Here is a 1,423-nt window from a genome sequence, read left to right as displayed (position 1 = left end):
TGGGGCTGAACCCGCAGCGCCTTGACTTGCATGTTTATCTCGATGGTCAGGAAGTCCACGCCGCGCTCGACGACCGCACCCAGCGCGACGGGTTGAGGAACTGACCATGGCCTGGAAAGATGATCTCCTTGACGCCTCATTCCGGGGCATTGCCTTTGACTGCCTTGATGCGCGGGATACGCTGTCCCGCGATGTTGCAGAGTATCGCTATCCCTATCGTGAGGGGGCTGACGTCGAAGACCTGGGCGGCAAGCCGGATAACATCCGTATGACCGCCATTTTCTTCGGTAGCGACTACGAGACCCGCCTGCAGGCATTTATTAAGGCAGTGAACACGCCAGGCAGCGGTGAGCTGATCCACCCGGTATTCGGCTCTTATCCCAAGGTGCAGTTACTTGAATGCGGCATCTTCCACCGCGCTGACTATGTGGACTGCGCCCATGTTGAGCTGGTGTTTGTCGAGTCGGCCCCGGACCAGCAGTTTTTCAGCAGGCAGTACCCCACCCAGCAGGCTGATGCGATTGATTTGAACACCGACAGCCTGCTGGATGCTGCGCTGGCGGCCTGGAATAAAATGATGGCCGAACTGCAGAAAGCGCAGTACACCATGGAGCGCTACCGCAACCTGGTCAATACCGCTGAGTTTATGATCCAGAGTTTGTCTGCTCAGATTAACGGCATTGCGATGTCCGGATTGGATTATCTGGATATGCCTGGCCAGTTCGTCAGCGACCTCAAGGGGCAGCTGAATACCTACAGCAATACGCTGTCCTTCACCGGCAACCGCATCACCTCTGACTGGCGCTCGCTGACCGGTATGGGCGGCAGTGTTATTGCCATGCCGGCGCAACGCGCCCGCCAAGGAGTTTCCGAGAACAGCAACAACGTCATCACCGTCCCGACGATGGCCACCACCACAGTGATGCCGGATGAAGATCTGCAGGCGATCACCGAGACCACTCGTCTCACAGTTATTACTGAGTTGGGCAGTATCGCCGGCATGATCCTCGGTAATGAGCTGATCACCCCGACGCTTTCCAGCGATCAGGTCAGCGATATTCTGGCCGACGTGCGCAGCACTATCCAGGACGCCATCGACGCTGAACGCACCCGTGAGATTCTGGTACAACAGGAGAGTGTCCTCAACAGTAATACTACCGCCGATACCAGCGACAATGCGGTCATCGTCGAGACGCTGAAAACCCTGGCGCTACAGCTGCAGGCGCTGGCGCAGGCCGTCATCCTGGCCGAACCGCCGCTGATTCAGCGCACAGTGGACAGCGATTGCAATCTCCATCTACTGGCGCACTTCTGGTACGGCGATTACAGCCGCGCCGATGAATTGCTGCGCCTCAACCCCGACCTGAGCAGCCCGAATCACATCACGCAAGGAATGGTGCTCTATGCCTACGCCAAATAACCC

1 protein-coding gene is annotated in these 1,423 nt (G+C 57.7%); it reads left to right on the top strand.

What is annotated here, in order from left to right; all coding sequences use genetic code 11:
- Positions 1–106: 106 nt before the first annotated feature.
- On the top strand, positions 107–1,420 hold the full coding sequence (locus tag ADK28_RS27925) for a DNA circularization protein (protein ID WP_048797260.1): 1,314 nt from the start codon (positions 107–109) through the stop codon (positions 1,418–1,420).
- Positions 1,421–1,423: the final 3 nt, after the last annotated feature.

Origin of the sequence: Serratia sp. 506_PEND (assembly GCF_001076875.1) — a bacterium.
Lineage (GTDB): Bacteria > Pseudomonadota > Gammaproteobacteria > Enterobacterales > Enterobacteriaceae > Serratia > Serratia marcescens.
Note: the sequence above shows the minus strand (reverse complement) of the source record. Positions and strands in the feature narration are given on the sequence as shown.